At 36.0% G+C, this 15,780-nt stretch carries 17 protein-coding genes; 9 read left to right on the top strand and 8 right to left on the bottom strand.

What is annotated here, in order from left to right; genetic code table 11:
- Positions 1–49: 49 nt before the first annotated feature.
- The gene (locus tag GTK57_RS02295; RefSeq protein WP_152872759.1) at positions 50–859 is read right to left on the bottom strand and encodes a sulfite exporter TauE/SafE family protein; all 810 of its coding nucleotides are present in this window, start codon (positions 857–859) and stop codon (positions 50–52) included.
- A 29-nt stretch (positions 860–888) separates the two neighbouring features.
- On the opposite strand from GTK57_RS02295, the gene GTK57_RS02300 reads away from it, so the two are divergent.
- Together GTK57_RS02300 and GTK57_RS02305 are read left to right on the top strand one after the other, a co-directional pair.
- A complete protein-coding gene (locus tag GTK57_RS02300) occupies positions 889–1,668 on the top strand; it encodes a biotin--[acetyl-CoA-carboxylase] ligase (RefSeq protein ID WP_152872758.1) in 780 nt (259 codons plus the stop codon).
- Positions 1,669–1,678: 10 nt separating this feature from the next.
- Positions 1,679–2,416: a type III pantothenate kinase gene (locus GTK57_RS02305; protein ID WP_163121132.1), complete on the top strand. Its 738-nt coding sequence runs from the start codon at positions 1,679–1,681 to the stop codon at positions 2,414–2,416.
- 63 nt (positions 2,417–2,479) lie between these two features.
- On the opposite strand, the gene ffh is transcribed toward GTK57_RS02305, so the two are convergent.
- Positions 2,480–3,880, bottom strand: coding sequence for a signal recognition particle protein (gene ffh, locus GTK57_RS02310; protein ID WP_152872756.1), 1,401 nt, complete (start codon positions 3,878–3,880; stop codon positions 2,480–2,482).
- Between the two features lie 139 nt (positions 3,881–4,019).
- Between ffh and GTK57_RS02315 the strand changes: the two genes are divergently transcribed.
- The 3 genes from GTK57_RS02315 to GTK57_RS02325 all read left to right on the top strand — a co-directional run bounded on the left by GTK57_RS02315 (position 4,020) and on the right by GTK57_RS02325 (position 6,819).
- On the top strand, positions 4,020–4,829 hold the full coding sequence (locus tag GTK57_RS02315) for a cytochrome C assembly family protein (protein WP_152872755.1): 810 nt from the start codon (positions 4,020–4,022) through the stop codon (positions 4,827–4,829).
- Between the two features lie 152 nt (positions 4,830–4,981).
- Positions 4,982–5,740, top strand: a complete 759-nt coding sequence (locus GTK57_RS02320; protein ID WP_163121134.1) for a hypothetical protein — start codon at positions 4,982–4,984, stop codon at positions 5,738–5,740.
- 149 nt (positions 5,741–5,889) lie between these two features.
- The gene (locus tag GTK57_RS02325; protein ID WP_194240560.1) at positions 5,890–6,819 is read left to right on the top strand and encodes a tRNA dihydrouridine synthase; all 930 of its coding nucleotides are present in this window, start codon (positions 5,890–5,892) and stop codon (positions 6,817–6,819) included.
- Positions 6,820–6,877: 58 nt separating this feature from the next.
- Here the strand turns inward: GTK57_RS02325 and GTK57_RS02330 are convergent, their stop codons facing one another.
- From GTK57_RS02330 to GTK57_RS02345, 4 genes are all read right to left on the bottom strand, one after another.
- The gene (locus GTK57_RS02330) at positions 6,878–6,988 is read right to left on the bottom strand and encodes a hypothetical protein (RefSeq protein WP_163121136.1); all 111 of its coding nucleotides are present in this window, start codon (positions 6,986–6,988) and stop codon (positions 6,878–6,880) included.
- Between the two features lie 97 nt (positions 6,989–7,085).
- Positions 7,086–7,490, bottom strand: coding sequence for a GFA family protein (locus GTK57_RS02335; RefSeq protein ID WP_152872753.1), 405 nt, complete (start codon positions 7,488–7,490; stop codon positions 7,086–7,088).
- An 82-nt stretch (positions 7,491–7,572) separates the two neighbouring features.
- Positions 7,573–8,886, bottom strand: coding sequence for an MFS transporter (locus GTK57_RS02340; RefSeq protein ID WP_163121138.1), 1,314 nt, complete (start codon positions 8,884–8,886; stop codon positions 7,573–7,575).
- Between the two features lie 256 nt (positions 8,887–9,142).
- Positions 9,143–10,075, bottom strand: a complete 933-nt coding sequence (locus GTK57_RS02345; RefSeq protein ID WP_163121140.1) for a LysR substrate-binding domain-containing protein — start codon at positions 10,073–10,075, stop codon at positions 9,143–9,145.
- A 112-nt stretch (positions 10,076–10,187) separates the two neighbouring features.
- Here GTK57_RS02345 and GTK57_RS02350 point away from each other — a divergent pair, with 112 nt between their 5' ends.
- The 4 genes from GTK57_RS02350 to GTK57_RS02365 are packed head-to-tail and all read left to right on the top strand — an operon-like array spanning position 10,188 to position 14,247.
- Positions 10,188–11,348, top strand: a complete 1,161-nt coding sequence (locus GTK57_RS02350) for an acyl-CoA dehydrogenase family protein (RefSeq protein WP_152872750.1) — start codon at positions 10,188–10,190, stop codon at positions 11,346–11,348.
- Between the two features lie 16 nt (positions 11,349–11,364).
- Positions 11,365–12,177, top strand: coding sequence for an HpcH/HpaI aldolase/citrate lyase family protein (locus GTK57_RS02355; RefSeq protein WP_163121142.1), 813 nt, complete (start codon positions 11,365–11,367; stop codon positions 12,175–12,177).
- Between the two features lie 29 nt (positions 12,178–12,206).
- Positions 12,207–13,055, top strand: coding sequence for a MaoC/PaaZ C-terminal domain-containing protein (locus GTK57_RS02360; RefSeq protein WP_163121144.1), 849 nt, complete (start codon positions 12,207–12,209; stop codon positions 13,053–13,055).
- 1 nt (position 13,056) lies between these two features.
- On the top strand, positions 13,057–14,247 hold the full coding sequence (locus tag GTK57_RS02365; RefSeq protein WP_152872747.1) for a CaiB/BaiF CoA transferase family protein: 1,191 nt from the start codon (positions 13,057–13,059) through the stop codon (positions 14,245–14,247).
- Between the two features lie 189 nt (positions 14,248–14,436).
- Here the strand turns inward: GTK57_RS02365 and GTK57_RS02370 are convergent, their stop codons facing one another.
- A complete protein-coding gene (locus GTK57_RS02370; protein ID WP_152872746.1) occupies positions 14,437–15,078 on the bottom strand; it encodes a 3-oxoacid CoA-transferase subunit B in 642 nt (213 codons plus the stop codon).
- Positions 15,075–15,761: a 3-oxoacid CoA-transferase subunit A gene (locus GTK57_RS02375; RefSeq protein ID WP_152872745.1), complete on the bottom strand. Its 687-nt coding sequence runs from the start codon at positions 15,759–15,761 to the stop codon at positions 15,075–15,077. The genes GTK57_RS02370 and GTK57_RS02375 overlap by 4 nt, the downstream gene beginning before the upstream one ends.
- Positions 15,762–15,780: the final 19 nt, after the last annotated feature.

Consider the following 15,780-nt stretch of genomic DNA (forward strand, 5'->3'; position numbering starts at 1 on the left):
ACATTGTTAGACAATTTTATGTCTATACAGCCAACTTCATTTTATTAAATCAAAAGAAACTACTAAAACCTTTCAAAATAAAATACAAACCAACTGTTGATAGCAAACCCGCAAAACATTTTTTTAACATCGCAGGTGACAATATATGCGCAACTTTTGCCCCAAGTTTTGCCGTTATAAAACTCATTATACTAATACCAATAAAGGCATAAACATGAATATAACCAATGGTATTAGGCACTTCGACTTTTGCAACATGACCAAACCACATAAAACCTAAAGCTCCTGCAACAGCAATAGGTAAACCACATGCCGATGATGTTGCTACAGATTTTTGCATCACCACACCACATTTATTTAAAAATGGCACAGTTAAACTACCGCCACCAATTCCAAAAATTGCAGATGCCACACCAATACCACCACCTGCTAAAACCTGCATTCCTGTAGATGGTAATTTTTTAGATGGGTCAATGACTGCATTTGCACCTGTGAACATCTTAAATGCCACCCAAACAGCAAAGAAGCCAATCAGTAACTGCAAACCTTGTCCCGAAAGTAAATCTGCAATACCTGCTCCTAAAAATGAGCCAACGACTAAACCAGGTGCCAAGTTACGTACAACATTCCATAACACTGCGCCTTTTTTATGATGTGCAGATACAGAACTTATTGAAGTTACGATAATAGTTGCAAGAGATGTTCCTACTGCCATATGCATAACGACACTTGGATCATAATTTAAATGGGTAAATACCACATAGAGAATAGGCACAATAATGAGACCACCACCCACGCCAAAAAGTCCTGCGGTAAATCCTGCAATTGCACCAATCAACAGATATATGATTAACTCCATGTTTTACTTTCCCATATTTTAAAATTCTGATGGATTTAGATACTCGCCTACTTCAACAAAAACTCACAGAAGTGAATCAACTTCCCGAGCTTTTAATATTAAAACCCGTCACAACATCTACCAACGATGATGTTCGCGAAGTGGCACTAAAAGGAATTAGCAGTGTTTTAATCTGTAGTCGCAAGCAAACTCAAGGTCGAGGACAAAATAAAAGACCATGGGTTTCACCTGAAGGCAATATCTATTTAAGCACATTGCTGAATTTACAAACACCCATCGACGGTCGATTAGCACTTGAAATTGCACTTAATATTATTCAAATGCCAAGTTTTGATGCTCTAGGTTTAAAAGTAAAATGGCCCAATGATATTTATTATAAAGATCAGAAATTAGGTGGGATATTGGTAGAGCCGATCTCATCTTATCAAGCGGTGGTTGGTGTCGGAATTAATGTATCACCTGTGATTGATTCTCAAATTAATCAAGATATTACATCACTTAAAGAAATTGGTTTAAATCCAATTGATCGCCTAACTTTAATTGCAGAACTTTATTTAGCCATTCAACAAGCAGGTCAATGGTTTAATCATCATTGTTATAATTTGGCAGCTCGTTTTAACCATCATGCGGCATTTATCAATCAAGCTATAGAATTTGAGTATCATTCCATAGAATTTAAGCATGAGAGCATGAAAACATGCGGAGAGTTTATAGGAATTCAAAATGATGGTGCTATTATTTTAAAATCTGAAACATCAACTTCAACCTATTATCAAGGACGTATGCGCCTGTTAAACCCAAGTAAATAGAGTATTGGCAATGAAAAGTTTATGGTTAGATATTGGAAATACTCGACTTAAATATTGGGTCACTGAAAATGATCAAGTGATAGAACATGCTGCTGAATTGCATTTACAGTCTCCTGCCGATTTACTGTTAGGGCTTATTCAACATTTTAAAAATTTAGGCATTCATCAAGTTGGTGTATCTTCCGTTCAAGATAAAACCAGCAATGAACGCATCAAAAAAATTATAAAGCAGTTGAAAATTCCAGTTGTTTGCGCACAAGTTCATGCTGAATATGCGGGTTTAAAATGTGGTTATGATGATACAACTCAACTCGGGATTGACCGTTGGTTGCAAGTACTTGCTGTAGCAAATAAGCCTGATGAAAAATATTGTGTGATTAGTTGCGGTACAGCTTTAACCATAGATTTAGCAGATGGATTAAATCATTTAGGCGGCTATATTCTGCCAAATTTATATTTACAGCGTGATTCACTCATTCAAAATACCAAAGGCATTAAAATACCAGATGCGGCTTTTGATCAACTCAGCCCCGGAAGAAATACCATAGATGCTGTACATCACGGTATTTTGCTAGGTTTAGTGAGTATTATTAAAAATGTGCTTGAGCAAAGTCCGCGTAAACTTATTTTAACAGGTGGCGATGCTCCTCTTTTTGCTAAGTTTTTAGCAGAATATCATCCTGTTATAGAAGCAGATTTGTTACTACGTGGATTACAACGTTATATAAATCACGCTGAGAAAAACTAAAAGCCAAATCGAGAATATAAAAAAGGCGCATGAAGCGCCTTTTTTATTGGATGAATCAGATTATTATTTCTTATTACCAAATAATGGTCCCATACCACCGCCACCACCAAATTGTTTTTGCATGCCACCCAATGAACGCATCATTTTTGCCATACCAGATGGATTAGCAAATTTCTTCATCATTTTCGCCATTTGCGCATGTTGTTTAATGAGTTTATTCACTTCAACAACATCCATACCACAACCTGCGGCAATACGCTTTTTACGGCTTGGGTTCATCAAATCAGGATTACGGCGCTCTTTCAGTGTCATCGACTGAATAATCGCTTCCATTTTCTTGACTTGTTTTTCTGGGTTAGCTTGTGCAAGTGCATCTTGAAGACCAGCATTGCTCATACCAGGCAACTTGTCTAAGAAGCCCATCATGCCGCCCATTTTATTCATTTGTTCAAATTGCATCAGCATATCTTCAAAGTTGAAGCTTCCGCCTTTTTGCAATTTTTTCGCCATTTTTTCGGCTTTTTCTTTATCGACTTTGCGTTCTAGCTCTTCAACTAAAGAAAGTACGTCACCCATACCCAAAATACGTTGTGCAACACGTTCAGGATGGAATGGCTCTAAGGCATCAAGCTTTTCGCCCATACCTAAGAATTTAATTGGCTTACCTGTAATTGCACGAACAGAAAGTGCCGCACCACCGCGTGCATCACCATCAGTTTTCGTTAAAATCACACCTGTAAGTGGTAATGCATCATTAAAGGCTTTTGCTGTATTTGCAGCATCCTGACCTGTCATTGCATCTACAACGAACAGTGTTTCAGTTGGCTTGATTGCAGCGTGAAGCTCTTTAATTTCGTCCATCATGTCATCATCGACATGTAAACGACCTGCTGTATCGACAATTAAGACATCAGCAAATTGAATTTTTGCTTGTTCAATTGCACGGTTCGCAATGGTAATTGGTTTTTCGTCTGCGCTCGATTCAAAGAAAATCGCGCCTACTTCGCCCGCAACAGTTTGTAACTGTTTAATTGCCGCTGGACGATAAACGTCGGCAGAAACCATCGCCACTTTTTTCTTTTGGCGTTCTTGTAAGAAACGAGCAAGTTTTGCAGCCGTTGTTGTTTTACCCGCACCTTGCAAACCTGCAAGAAGAATAACAACAGGTGGTTTTGCTGCTAGGTCTAGGCTTTCATTCGCCTCACCCATCATTTTGGTCAATTCGTTATGTACAATTTTAACGAAAGCTTGACCTGGTGATAACTGTGTCATCACCTCTTGACCCAATGCTTCTTCCTTAACTTTCGCGATGAATTCACGAGTTACAGGTAATGCAACATCAGCTTCAAGAAGTGCCATACGCACTTCACGTAACGTATCTTTAATATTGTCTTCGGTTAGCTGCCCGGAGCCAGTAACATTTCTTAAACTCTGCGTGAGTCGTTCTGTTAAGGTATCAAACATTGCAAAATCCGCTTAAAATAACTAGTCGCAAAAAAATGTTTCTTTAAAATAGAAAATTTATGCATAGAATGCTATAGGATACTGTAGTTCGAGTAGAATTTATATAAATGAATATCCATCATCCTGAAAAAGGTTTGTCATGATTAGCCTGCCTCTGGTTTATACAGTCTTAGCTTTGGTCGCTTATGTGACTGCTTTTTGGTATTTGTTCAGCCACTTAATATCAAAAAATGATACAAACCAATGGTTTTTTGGTGTTGTTCTCGGTTTAGGCTTAGTTCTGCATAGTGCAGTTTTATATATCGATATGCTGACACCATTGGGCATTAACTACGATGTGTTCAATCTTGTTTCATTTACCTCAGGTTTAATGCTGTTATTAAGCGCTTTGTTTAGTAGTTATCGTCCTGTTGCTGCCATGAATTTATTGGGTATTCCTGTCGCTGCGGGTGGTTTAATTCTAGGTTTTGCATTTAGCCAGCCAAAACAGTTTATTGAACAGCATTCTTTAGGCTTAGATATTCATATTATTCTTTCGCTTTGTGCTTATGCAATTTTGTTGATGGCAACGATTCAAGCAGTAATTTTATGGTTCCAAAACCGTGAATTAAAAAATAAACAAAAACGTCGTATTTGGGTCGGTTTATTGCCTTCATATCAAGCTATGGAATCTTTGCTGTTTGATATGTTAATTGCAGGCTTTGCTTTATTGACCATTGCTTTAGCTTTTGGTTTCTTTACCATTGAGAATTTCTTTGGTCAGCATTTAGCGCATAAAACTGCGTTTAGTATCATTTCTTGGTTTATTTATGGCGCATTACTTATTGGTCATTATAAATTTGGTTGGCGTGGTCAAAAAGCCATTCGTTTTACCATTATGGGTTTTTTCTTATTAGCCCTTGGTTTTATTGGCTCTAAATTTGTATTGGAAATGATTTTGGGTCGATAAAACACAATAACCAATAGCGTTCAATCCACCCAATTTTTTTGTCCTTATTTTACGAGCGAATTCTCGTTATTATTCAATAGTATTATTTGTGAATTATTTTGTTTTATTACTTAATGCAAACTGCTAAAGTCCAATAAAAAGAGCAAATACTTATGAATATACAAAAGATTTTTCTACTCACAGCAATCGCACTATCTAGTCAAATAATCTTTGCAGAAAATAGCTTTACTGAATCCTTCAAAGGAAAGCCTAAAATTAATGCTAATTTTTATGTTTTTGCAGCAGATATAGATGGAACATTAAGTGAAGGGAATATTAAATATAACGCCGATCAGCCATTCAGCGATACCCTAAAAAATCTTGATCAAGTTTATATGGGATATCTCGATTTTAGTAAGGGCGACTGGGGTATTTACATTGATAAACAACTTGTTAAAACATCTAAAGATGAAAGCATTTACAATATTCCTTTAGCCTTAGAAACAAAGTTAGATCAGACAAGTTACGGCATTTATTACCAAGCCTATAAATCTCCGACTGAAAATTCATTAAAGCGACCAAAACTAATTTTTGAACCAACCATTGGTATTCACCATACCGAAGCTGAAGCGACTGTAGCTGCATTAGGCTTAACAAAAAAAGTGGACATCAATTGGAATGAATTCTTTTGGGGTGCTCGTCTTAGATACAACTTTGATTCTCCATGGAATTTAGCATCGGAAGTCACCGTTGGTGCTGAAAATACCTTATCTGCTCATACCTATATTGGATATAACATTCCTGTATTCAAACGCATTATTAATTTAAGAGCGGGCTATCGCTACTTCCATCAAGACTATACATCTGGCAATTTCCGTTGGGATATTACTGAAAAGGGTCCTGTTATTGGTTTTAACGTACCTATTTTTTAAGTCATCATATATATGAAAAACGAAGGAATAAAAATGTGTGAATCTTTAGATCATCATTTTTATTCTCTTCAGGTTACAAATGACTTTGCACTAGACAAGTTTTCTAAAAAACCGTATAACAGCCTTTTTTCACTATCAGGTAACACACTTTGAAACTTGTGCTTGCACCCATGGAAGGCTTAACTGACCCAATTATGCGAGATGTGCTTACATCCGTAGGCAGTTTCGACTGGTGTGTAACCGAATTCATTCGTGTCACCAATTCCGTTTTACCCGACCATATTTTTTACCAATACTGCCCAGAATTACTCAATGATGGTAAAACTGCAGCTGGAACGCCTGTGCATGTGCAATTTTTAGGTAATGACCCTGAAATGCTTGCAGCCAATGCCATTCGTGCAGCTGAGCTTGGTGCTCCTGCCATTGATATGAACTTTGGTTGCCCTGCAAAAACGGTCAATAAACATCGTGGCGGTTCTGTTTTACTTGATGAACCCGAAGTGGTACACGAACTTGTAAAAGCCGTTCGAGATGCTGTACCAAGCCATATTCCTGTATCTGCTAAAATGCGTTTGGGTTATATGGACAGAAACTTTATGCTTGAAAATGCACATGCAATTGAAGATGCAGGTGCAGCCTGGGTAACAGTTCACGCACGTACAAAAGCAGATGGCTATACTCCTCCTGCTTTTTGGGATCAATTAAATCCTATTCGTGAAGCTTTAAAAATTAATGTCATTGCCAATGGTGAAATTTGGACAAATGCAGATGCTAAACAGTGCCGAATTGAATCGGGCTGTGAAGATTTAATGATTGGTCGTGGCGCAGTAACAACACCCGACTTAACCCAATGTATTCGTCAAAATACAGATGAACCACTCATAACGTGGAATGAACTATTAGCATTACAAATTCGTTTTTTAAATGGTTCTTATAAAAAAGAAATGAATATGGTTGGTCGTTATAAACAATGGCTAGGCATGATGTCGAAACATTATCCTGAAGCGAAAGCATTATGGGATGAAGTAAAACGTGTGAAGCCTTTAGATGAAATTATTGAAAAACTGAAAGCTAATTAAAGTATAAAGCCGAATTCAAGATTCGGCTTTCATTTTTCTAAATTTAGTCTATCTAAATTTATATCAGATACCCTATAAATAAGAAGCCTAATGCAGTACCAATACATGAATAAAGTACAAGAATAAAAAACACAAAACTTGCTTTGTTTTTCTTTTTCAGAAAATTCATATCGATATCCCCACAGTCAAACACGAACTGCTTCATCATAGCGCATTTTTAATTTAAGTGTTTAATTCAAAAGTATTAATAGCTATACAATAGAAACTTATACCACTACTTTTTCATCAAAAATTAAAGCACCATCATCAGGTAAATCAAACCAACACGCTTTATATTGAGTAAATGCATGTGAATAAATTTTTGCATTTATATCTTCATTAATAATTCCAACACGTAAACGAATCACATCGGGCAAATCTAAGCGTGCGCTATAAATTGGCGATGCACATTGACTACAGAACACACGTTTTTTATTCTCTGTTGCATAATATTCCGAAAGTAACTCTTTCCCTTGAATAATATCTAAATTTTTGATTTCAATAGGCGCAATTGCCACAAATGCTGCACCTTGTGCTTTTTGACATTGCTTACAGTGACAAACTAGTATTTTAGAAATATTTTGGCTTATTTTAAGCTGAATACCATTGCATAAACACGAAGCTGTATACATTTTTCTAATCCTATCTATTTTTATCATTTCTAAAATACAAATAAGCCTATATAGGCTTATTTGTAAATCATATTTAGAAAAATTAATCTTCTAAAATTTGACTATATTTTTTCTGATCCTTCATTCTTAGGAAATAAATCAAACATATGCCTACCATAACGGTAACATAAATGAAGTAGTAGTTTTCATGTCCCATGCTCTTAAATTGCAATGCCATTAATTCAGATGTTCCACCAAAAATCGTATTTGCAATTGCATATGGCAAAGCTACACCAAGAGCTCGAATATGCGCAGGGAACATTTCAGATTTAATAACAGCACCTGTTGCCGTGTATCCCGAAACAAACATCATGCCAAATACAATTAATCCAAATGCAACAAATGGATTTGTTGTTTGTGAAATTAATGTAAAGATTGCATACGTAAAGAGAACACCACCAACACCAAAGAAAATCATGACTGGTTTACGACCAATTTTGTCTGAAATATGTCCTACAATTGGTTGTAATAACATTAATACAAAAATTGATGCCGCTGAAATTATTGTTGCCGTTTCTTTAGTAAAACCAGATGTGTTGACCAAAAATTTTTGCATATAGGTTGTATATGCATAAAAAGATAAAGTTCCACCTGCAGTTAAGAAAATTACAGCCAATGCTGTTTTCGGGTGATTTTTAAATAATGATAATGCACTCGATTTTGGAGCATTTTCACGGTCTGCATTTTTAAATGATTCTGTTTCTGCCATACCACGACGGATAAGAAAGATCAGTAATGCCAAACCAGAACCAATAAAGAACGGAACACGCCAGCCCCAGTCATATAATTGTTCTTCAGTTAATACATTTTGTAAAACAATCAATGTAAATAAAGCCAATAATTGACCTGCAAGAATGGTCATATATTGAAAACTGGAAAATAAACCACGACGATTTTTACCCGCCATTTCACTTAAATAGGTTGCACTAGCACCATATTCGCCACCTACACTCAAACCTTGAAGTAACCGTGCAACAATCAATACAATTGGAGCAACAATACCCATTTGTTCATATGTCGGTGCACATGCAATAAATAAAGAACCTATACACATAAGTGTGACAGATAATGTTAAACCCGCTTTTCGCCCTTTACGATCTGCGAAAATCCCCATCATCCAAGCACCAATTGGACGCATTAAAAAACCTACAGCAAAGACTGCAGCTGCCTGTAATAATTCTACAGTTTGATTTCCCGCTGGAAAAAATGAACGAGCAAAATATAAGGTGAACATACTATATGCAAACCAGTCATACCATTCGACTAAGTTTCTAGCTGAACCACCAATAATAGATTTAATTCGTGTTTTTTTATCTGGCGCACCATGGAATTCTGTATTTGTAACACTCTCACTCATTAGGCTTCTCCTTAGCCATTTTTAAGACATTTGAGTCTTAAAATTATTCAATTTTTTCTTGCTATAACTTTTCGCTATAGTTATCAGATTAAATTTTCAAGAACAATCTCAATAAGTGAGCAGCCAAATAACCATTACAAAAAAATTAAAAAAAATATAATAATATCAATAAATTATATCAAATAAATTCAAAATAAAATTCCATCAAATATTTTGATCATACCCATCTAATAGTTAAAATTTATGCAAATAACATCTATTTTTTAATCCATTCTCCCCCCAGCCACGCTTTCACATCTACTGCAACTTTTGAACAATATATAATTTCCTGTGCAATGGTATGGACCAATTTGGAAATATGTCTTGTATTTGGTAAAGCCAACGCAACATCTCTTGTGAAATACGGATGATTAATGGGTGCAACTCTGACAGATTTTTTTTGCAAATCATTTTTTACTGAGACAAGAGGCAAAATCGTAAAACCAAATCCTTCTTTCACCAATTGTTTTTGAACATTAAGATCATTAATTTCAGCACCAATTTTTAAAATGAGATTTTCTTGATTAAAACCTTGCTCAATTAAAGTCCTTAACCTGTGTGGTGCATACGGTAAAATTAAAGGATGCTGAGACACCTCCTCTAATTCCAAAGCACAATCATGTTTTAAATCTGAGTCATAGTGTCCAATAAGCCAAAGCTGTTCACGGACAATGGGCTGAATATCTAAGAACTTTGATGATACAGAACCATAAATAAGTGCTACATCAATATCTCCTGCTTCAAGCCACTCCTTCAAATGTCCTGAATATCCCACAGAAATTTTTAAACTCACATCAGGATATTTTTTCTTAATAACTCGCATGAGCGAAACAGAAAGTAATTCGCTTAGACTTGCTAAAATGCCAATATTGATTGTACCTTTTAAAGATCCATCTGAAGAAGTCAGTTCAATTTTTGCAGCTTCAATCTCTTTCAAAGCTCTACGTGCATAGCCTTCTAAAACTTTTCCTTCATTGGTTAAGTTCATACCATGGCGACCACGCTCAAACAACTCCACACCTAATTCCTCTTCAAGCAAATGAATTTGTCTTGAAACGGCTGGCTGTACAATATTAAGCAGCGCTGCAGCTTTTGTAATATTTTTTGTTTCCGAAATTGTCACGAAAGATCGTAATTGTTTAATGTCCATATCAATATCTTTTTGAGATTATATCCATCACTTAATACTATTTTAATCAACCTTAAATAACAATATATGATTGATCATAAGTTAAATATATTGTTCGATAAGGATATCTTTCATGAAAAGTACCATTAATAATTATCAAGAAATACGTGAAGCTGTTCGTGCCTTATGTTCAGAATTTCCAAATGAATATCACCGTAAAATTGACGAAGAGCGAGGCTATCCTGAAGAGTTTGTAGATGCACTCACTCAAGCTGGTTGGATGGCAGCAATGATTCCTGAAGAGTATGGCGGATCAGGTTTAGGCTTAACAGAAGCTTCTATTATTATGGAAGAAGTTAACCGTAGTGGTGGCAATGCAGGTGCTTGTCACGGTCAAATGTACAACATGGGTACACTGCTTCGTCACGGTTCAAAAGCTCAAAAAGAATTGTATTTACCTAAAATTGCGACAGGTGAGTGGCGTTTACAGACAATGGGAGTCACTGAACCAACGACAGGAACAGATACCACAAAAATTAAAACGACTGCTGTTAAGAAAGGTGATCGTTATGTAATTAATGGTCAAAAAGTATTTATTTCTCGTGTTCAGCATAGTGATTGGATGATCTTGCTTGCTCGTACAACACCTTTAGCTGAAGTAACTAAAAAGTCTGAAGGCATGTCTATTTTCATGGTTGACCTTCGAGAAGCAGAAAAAAATGGCATGGTTGTTCGCCCTATTCCCAATATGGTGAACCATGAAACAAATGAAATTTTCTTCGATAATTTAGAAATTCCGGAAGAAAACCTGATTGGTGAAGAAGGTAAAGGCTTTAAATATATTCTAGATGGTCTAAATGCCGAACGTACTTTAATTGCTGCTGAATGTATTGGTGATGGTTACTGGTTTATGGATCGTGTTACTCAATATGTGAAAGATCGTGTTGTATTTGGTCGTCCAATTGGTCAAAACCAAGGTGTTCAATTCCCCCTTGCTGATAATTTCATTGAAATTGAAGCTGCAAACTTAATGCGCTTCCGTGCATGTGAAATGTTTGACCGTGGTGAAAAATGTGGTGCCGAAGCCAATATGGCGAAATATTTAGCAGCAAAAGCAAGTTGGGAAGCCGCTAACAACTGTCTACAATTTCATGGTGGATTCGGCTTTGCCAATGAATATGATATTGAACGTAAATTCCGTGAAACTCGTTTATATCAAGTTGCACCTATATCAACAAACTTAATTTTTAGTTATGTTGCAGAGCATTTACTTGATTTACCACGTTCTTTTTAAGTAGAAGGAATGAATAATGAAAAAAGTAAATAAATCTGCACGTTCTTACTTATTTGTTCCTGCTAATCGTGTTGAGCGCTTTGAAAAAGCGCTCAACACCCAAGCAGATGCAGTAATAATAGATTTGGAGGATGCAGTTCCTACAGATTTAAAAATATCGGCAAGAGAAAGCTTAAAACAATGGTTGATTGAACATCCTCAATATCAGGTAATGATTCGTACAAACGCTATAAATACCGAATGGTTCTCTGAAGATATTCAATTAGCCAAATTCGATAACGTCATTGCTATTATTTTACCTAAAACTGAATCTGTAGAAGATATTAAAGCAATTCATGCTGTCAAAAAAATTGCGACATATGCTCTTATTGAAACACCTTTAGGTTTTGCCAATATTCGTCAAATTGCACAAGCTGAAAATGTGAATGCCCTAATGTTTGGCTCAATAGATTTTCAACTAGAAATGAATATGCAAGGTGGGTATGAAGAGCTTCTTTCATTTAGAAATGAATTTGTACTTGCTTCTAAACTTGCAGGAATAGAAGCTCCTATTGATGGCGTCACTGTCGACTTTAAAAATGAAGCAATTGTGAAACTAGAAACACAACAAGCTAAAAACCTTGGGTTTACAGGCAAGCTTTGTATTCATCCCAATCAGGTCGATATTGTAAATCTTACATTTACTCCAACAGAAGCTGAAATTGCATGGGCAAATAAAGTTTTAGATGCTGTAAATGAAGCACAAGGTCAAGCCATCAGTCTCGAGGGAAAAATGATTGATTTACCAGTCATTCTTCGTGCTGAAAAAATTCTAAAACAAGCAAATTAAAACAAATAATAAAATTAGGACTTTCAGATATGGAAAATTTTAATGCATGGATTGGTAAAAAAGAAATAACAGTCGATTTTAGTGATATACGCCCAGTATCTATGATGCAAGCTTTATTAAATCAAAAAAATAAAGCACCACAAGTTTTACCAAATTTGCATCATTGGTTTTATTTTTTACCTTTAGTTGATGGTCAAGAACTTGCTGAAGATGGACATCCTAAAAAAGGGAATTTCCTTCCCCCTATCCCATTTCCTAAAAGAATGTGGGCTGGTGGGCGTTTAGAGTTTTTAAATCCTATTCAAATTAATCAAAATATTAAACGTGAATCTGAGATTTTAAAGGTTGAGCTAAAACAAGGTAAAAGTGGCAACATGTATTTTGTTACTGTGCGTCATTCTATTTATGCAGACGACACGCTTGCCATTATTGAAGAACACGACATCGTTTACAGAGAAGCCTCTAATCGAGTTCAAACACAAGCAAATAATCAAAGTTCACAAATTAAAATTGAAAGCAGACCTTACACATATAAAAAGCAATTTCCTGTTGATACGGTAACGCTATTTAGATATTCAGCAATCACATTTAACGGGCATAAAATTCATTATGACCGTGCATATGCAACTGAAGTTGAAGGATACCCAGGTTTAATTGTTCATGGTCCATTACTAGCAACTTTGTTGTTGCATACTTTTGAACAAGAAAATCCTACAAAAACAGTTTCATCATTTGAATTTAGAGCAGTGAATCCAGTTTTCGATTTCAACGAGTTTTCAATTTGTGGTGATATTCATTCAGACAAAGGTGACTTGTGGATTGAAAAATCAGATGGTTTAGTTGCAATGAAAGCCACCGTAACATTTACAGGAGAATAATATGCTTCCACTAGAAGGCATTACTGTAGTTACTTTAGAGCATGCAATTGCAGCACCTTTTTGTACTCGTCAGTTGGCAGATTTAGGTGCGCGTGTCATTAAAATAGAACGACCTAAAGTTGGTGATTTTGCCCGTAAATATGATGAACGTGTTGATGGTATGTCATCGCATTTTGTTTGGACAAATCGCTCGAAAGAAAGCTTAACCTTAGATGTAAAAGCTGAGCCTGCACAAGACATTTTAAAACAGCTTATTGAAAAAGCAGATGTTTTAGTACAAAACCTTGCACCAGGAGCAGCTTCACGCATTGGGCTTTCTTATGAGGAATTAAATAAAATTAATCCTAAAATTATTGTTTGTGATATTTCAGGTTATGGCGATGACTTAGAGAATCCTGGTCCATATCGTAATAAAAAAGCGTATGACTTACTTATTCAGAGTGAATCTGGCTTTTTGTCTATTACAGGTACAGAAGATTCTTATGTAAAAGCCGGTTGCTCAATTGCAGATATTGCAGCAGGTATGTATGCCTATACTAATATTCTTGCTGCATTATTAGAGCGTCAAAAAACAGGAAAAGGCAAACGTATTGATATTTCCATGCTTGAAAGTATGACGGAATGGATGGGATATCCTCTGTATTACACGCTTCGTGGTGAATCTGCGCCACCACGTACAGGTTCATCTCATGCAACAATTTATCCTTATGGTCCATTTCCAACCGGTGATCAAAAGAAAGTGATGCTAGGTATTCAGAATGAACGTGAATGGCAAGCTTTCTGCGAAATTGTTTTACAACAACCTGAACTGGCAAAACAAGATGAGTATGTAAACAATACTCAACGCTCTAAAAACAGAGAGCCTTTACGTCAAATTATTGAAAATATTTTCAATTCACTTACACAAACCGAAATCATTGAACGTCTTGAACAAGCAAAAATTGCCAATGCAAGTGTGAATGAAATGCAAGATGTTTGGAATCATCCGCAACTAAAAGCACGTAATCGCTGGACAGAAATCGATACGCCTATTGGAAAAGTTCCAACACTAAAACCTGTTGGTTTAAAGAAAGAAGAGGATTTCATCATTAAGCCAGTTCCTGATTTAGGACAAAACTCATCAGAAATTTTAAAAGAATTAGGCTATAACGCGGATGCTATACAAGACCTAGCCAATCGCTCAGTCATCTAAACATTCCCTTTACTATGTCCTTTTACAGCATTAGAGGGCCTCTTCTAATGCTGATTGTTATATATTTTTAGCTCCTCCACAAATCTTTTTTTGCTCAACTTTAGATTGAAGTTCACAATATAAAATCTATATTTTTCCGCTATAAAAAAGGCGCTAAACAATAGCACCCTTAAAACGGTAAATGTAACGTTATATATTTTGAATTAACACTACATCCATTAATTTTTGCAATTCATTAAACGTTATATCTTTTATAATTTCTAACACCACAACGCCCTCTTTTGTTATCTCAAATGTTGCATAATCTGTATAAATCCGACTTACACAGCCTAATCCCGTAAGAGGATAAGTACATTTTTTAAGAAGCTTTGACTGTCCAGACTTGTTAAGTAACTCCATAACAACAAAAACTTTTTTTGCGCCAACAGCCAAGTCCATTGCACCACCAACAGCTGGAACCGCATTAGATGAACCAGTATGCCAATTTGCTAAATCACCAGTTTCAGATACTTGATAAGCACCAAGAACACAAATATCTAAATGACCACCTCTCATCATTCCAAAAGAATCAGCATGGTGAAAAAAAGAAGCACCTGGTAATAATTGAATAGGTTCCTTCCCTGCATTAATTAAATCCCAATCTTCATTTCCTTCCTCTGCAGCAATCCAACGTCCAAGAATTCCATTCTCAGTATGTAAAAATACTTCTTTTTCTGGATCAAAATGATTCGCAACGATTGTCGGTAAACCTATTCCTAAATTTACGTATGCACCTTCTGGAATATCTTTAGCTACACGTGCCGCAATTTGATCTCGCACTTGAAAGCTCATACGGTACACTCTCCTAAATTAGAGTTACGACAGACAATAGATTTCACAAATATACCAGGTGTAATTACTAACTCAGGGTCTAACCCCCCAAGCTCAACAACTTTTTCCACCGACACAATTGTATGTTTTGCAGCCATTGCCATAACTGGTCCAAAATTACGTGCAGCTTTTCTGTAGGTAATATTTCCCCAACGATCACCTTTCTCAGCTTTAATCAAAGCAACATCTACATGGATAGGATATTCCAATACATAATTCCGCCCATTAACTTCTTTCGTTTCTTTACCTTCTGCTAACAATGTTCCATAACCTGTTGGAGTATAAATCGCACCTAATCCAACCCCTGCAGCACGCAGTCGTTCAGCTAAGTTTCCTTGTGGGACAAGCTCTAACTCTAGCTCTCCTGCCTTATATAATTCATCAAATACATAAGAATGACTCATACGAGGAAATGAACATATTATTTTTTTTACTTGTCTTGCTTTCAATAAGGCAGCAATTCCTTCTTCATGATTTCCCGCATTATTACTCACAAGTGTTAAATCTTTAGCACCATGCTGAATTAAAGCATCTATTAAATCTTCAGGCTGCCCTGCTCCACCAAATCCACCAATTGCAATGGTTGCGCCATCTTGAATTACCGATATTGCCTTATTAATATCATCTACAATTTTAGAAATCATTTATCTTTCCATAGAGTGT

It is taken from the genome of Acinetobacter portensis (assembly GCF_010646905.1).
Classification (GTDB): domain Bacteria; phylum Pseudomonadota; class Gammaproteobacteria; order Pseudomonadales; family Moraxellaceae; genus Acinetobacter; species Acinetobacter portensis.

Excerpts from the sequence above, each read along its gene's own strand:
- GTK57_RS02360 (WP_163121144.1), top strand. The coding sequence starts at position 12,207 with ATGGAAAATTTTAATGCATGGATTGGTAAAAAAGAAATAACAGTCGAT.
- GTK57_RS02320 (WP_163121134.1), top strand. The coding sequence starts at position 4,982 with ATGAATATACAAAAGATTTTTCTACTCACAGCAATCGCACTATCTAGT.
- GTK57_RS02295 (WP_152872759.1), bottom strand. The coding sequence starts at position 859 with ATGGAGTTAATCATATATCTGTTGATTGGTGCAATTGCAGGATTTACC.
- GTK57_RS02375 (WP_152872745.1), bottom strand. The coding sequence starts at position 15,761 with ATGATTTCTAAAATTGTAGATGATATTAATAAGGCAATATCGGTAATT.
- GTK57_RS02350 (WP_152872750.1), top strand. The coding sequence starts at position 10,188 with ATGAAAAGTACCATTAATAATTATCAAGAAATACGTGAAGCTGTTCGT.
- GTK57_RS02365 (WP_152872747.1), top strand. The coding sequence starts at position 13,057 with ATGCTTCCACTAGAAGGCATTACTGTAGTTACTTTAGAGCATGCAATT.
- GTK57_RS02355 (WP_163121142.1), top strand. The coding sequence starts at position 11,365 with ATGAAAAAAGTAAATAAATCTGCACGTTCTTACTTATTTGTTCCTGCT.
- ffh (WP_152872756.1), bottom strand. The coding sequence starts at position 3,880 with ATGTTTGATACCTTAACAGAACGACTCACGCAGAGTTTAAGAAATGTT.
- GTK57_RS02370 (WP_152872746.1), bottom strand. The coding sequence starts at position 15,078 with ATGAGCTTTCAAGTGCGAGATCAAATTGCGGCACGTGTAGCTAAAGAT.
- GTK57_RS02340 (WP_163121138.1), bottom strand. The coding sequence starts at position 8,886 with ATGAGTGAGAGTGTTACAAATACAGAATTCCATGGTGCGCCAGATAAA.
- GTK57_RS02300 (WP_152872758.1), top strand. The coding sequence starts at position 889 with ATGGATTTAGATACTCGCCTACTTCAACAAAAACTCACAGAAGTGAAT.
- GTK57_RS02335 (WP_152872753.1), bottom strand. The coding sequence starts at position 7,490 with ATGTATACAGCTTCGTGTTTATGCAATGGTATTCAGCTTAAAATAAGC.
- GTK57_RS02305 (WP_163121132.1), top strand. The coding sequence starts at position 1,679 with ATGAAAAGTTTATGGTTAGATATTGGAAATACTCGACTTAAATATTGG.
- GTK57_RS02315 (WP_152872755.1), top strand. The coding sequence starts at position 4,020 with ATGATTAGCCTGCCTCTGGTTTATACAGTCTTAGCTTTGGTCGCTTAT.
- GTK57_RS02330 (WP_163121136.1), bottom strand. The coding sequence starts at position 6,988 with ATGAATTTTCTGAAAAAGAAAAACAAAGCAAGTTTTGTGTTTTTTATT.
- GTK57_RS02345 (WP_163121140.1), bottom strand. The coding sequence starts at position 10,075 with ATGGACATTAAACAATTACGATCTTTCGTGACAATTTCGGAAACAAAA.